This window comes from Paenirhizobium naphthalenivorans (genome assembly GCF_007992095.1).
Classification (GTDB): Bacteria; Pseudomonadota; Alphaproteobacteria; order Rhizobiales; family Rhizobiaceae; genus Allorhizobium; species Allorhizobium naphthalenivorans.
In genome coordinates, this window is record NZ_BJZP01000082.1 from 1 (window position 1) to 1,623 (window position 1,623).

Sequence of the window (1,623 nt, forward strand, 5' to 3'; positions counted from 1 at the left end):
CGTGGCGAAGCGGTTTCGCGGAACCAACGCCGGATCGAACGGAAAGGGAAAGACTGCCGCTCGAACGACCGGAACATCGTCGGCCACGTCGCTCAGCGCTAGCGCGGCTACGAGCCAGGCTGGCGAGGCTTGAGCGGATGCAGCGGCTGACCACAGCAGAGGCCAGAAAGAAGGACGCTCGCGAGAAGATCGAGTTGGGCGGCCTGATCGTCAAAGCCGGGTTGCGCTATGAGAAACGCGCGCTTCTGTTGGGTGTTCTGATCGAAGCGCAAAAGAAAATCAAGGGCGATGAGGCGGAGCGATCCCGTCTGACCGCAATCGGCGCGGAGGCATTCGGCGATGACAGCGACTAGGATCCTGCTCGCCGTTGTCCCGCCGCTGATGATGATTGCCATCGCCCTCGCGTTGCCGGGGATCGAACAATGGCTTGCGACGTTCGGAAAAACGGCGGAGGCGAAATTGACGCTCGGCCGAATCGGACTGTCGCTGCCCTATATCGCGAGCGCTGCGATCGGGCTGATCTTTCTCCTCAGTGCCCAGGGATCGGTCAATATCAAGACCGCAGGGTGGGGCGGCGTGGCAGGATCGGTGGCCGTCATTGCACTCGCCATCGTTCGGGAAGGAATACGGCTTTCGCAATTTGCCGGAGAGTTGAAAGCGGTCCGGTCGATCCTGTCCTTTATCGATCCGGCAACGATGACAGGTGCTACGGCAGCTCTGTTCTCCGGCATCTTCGCGCTGCGCGTAGCGGTGATCGGCAACGCCGCATTCTCGCGTTCCGAGCCGAAACGCATCCGCGGTAAACGCGCACTGCATGGCGAGGCGGAATGGATGAAACTGCCGGAGGCAGGGAAGCTGTTCGCAGAGGACGGCGGCATCGTCGTCGGCGAGCGATATCGTGTCGATCGCGACAGCACGGCGGCACTCTCGTTTCGGGCCGATATGCCTGAGACATGGGGCGCCGGGGGCAAGTCACCGCTGCTCTGCTTCGACGGTTCGTTCGGATCGTCACATGGCATCGTGTTCGCCGGCTCCGGCGGTTTCAAGACAACGTCGGTCACGATCCCGACGGCGCTGAAATGGGGCGGCACGCTGATCGTACTTGATCCATCCAATGAGGTGGCGCCGATGGTCAAGGCGCACCGGATTAAGGCCGGCCGTGATGTCATCGTGCTCGACCCGAAAGATCCTGATATCGGGTTCAATGCCCTGGACTGGATCGGCCAGCATGGTGGGACGAAGGAAGAGGATATCGCCGCGGTCGCCTCGTGGATCATGAGCGAAAGCGGCCGCGCCAGCGGCGTTCGGGACGATTTCTTTCGGGCATCCGGCTTGCAACTGCTGACGGCGATCATCGCCGATGTCTGCCTTTCCGGTCATACGGAAAAAAAGGATCAGACGCTGCGGACAGTGCGCGTGAACCTCTCGGAACCGGAGCCGAAGCTGCGCGCGCGGCTTCAGGAAATCTACGACAACTCCGAGTCCGATTTTGTGAAGGAGAACGTGGCAGCGTTCGTGAACATGACGCCCGAAACCTTCTCCGGCGTCTATGCCAACGCTATCAAGGAAACACATTGGCTGAGCTATCCGAACTATGCCGGTCTCGTGTCCGGCTCGACCTTT

2 protein-coding genes are annotated in these 1,623 nt (G+C 61.0%); both read left to right on the plus strand.

What is annotated here, in order from left to right; genetic code table 11:
• The first annotated feature begins 137 nt into the window (after positions 1–137).
• Positions 138–353: a type IV conjugative transfer system coupling protein TraD gene (traD, locus tag RNA01_RS23150; RefSeq protein WP_147182433.1), complete on the plus strand. Its 216-nt coding sequence runs from the start codon at positions 138–140 to the stop codon at positions 351–353.
• Positions 340–1,623: type IV secretory system conjugative DNA transfer family protein (locus tag RNA01_RS23155; RefSeq protein WP_147182434.1), on the plus strand; the 1,284-nt coding region annotated here is incomplete at its 3' end. The genes traD and RNA01_RS23155, both read left to right, overlap by 14 nt.